This is a genomic window from Aeromonas aquatilis (genome assembly GCF_054052405.1).
The window spans coordinates 1-234 of record NZ_JBSTYP010000226.1 but is presented as its reverse complement, the minus strand read 5'-3'; the positions used below and the strand labels follow the sequence as shown (position 1 = coordinate 234).

At 58.1% G+C, this 234-nt stretch carries 1 protein-coding gene; it reads right to left on the bottom strand.

Going from position 1 to position 234, the window contains the following annotated elements:
* Positions 1 to 234: transposase (locus tag ACW5W8_RS24130; protein ID WP_498630941.1), on the bottom strand; the 234-nt coding region annotated here is incomplete at both ends.

Here is a 234-nt window from a genome sequence, read left to right as displayed (position 1 = left end):
CCTTGTAAATCTGTTTGCCCACTTCGCTCAGCCGGTTTTCGGCTATCCGCTCCCGGTCTTTCTGCCAGACATGCCGGCTTAATTGCTTGATGCCCTTTTTACTGCGCGTGCATTGCGCGCGTAGCGGGCATTCCCGGCACTTCTCCGGGTCGCTGGCATACAGCCGGTATCCCTCCCCGTTGGTGGTCTGGTAGCGCAGGATTTCGTTTTGCGGGCAGTGGTAGCAGTCTTGCT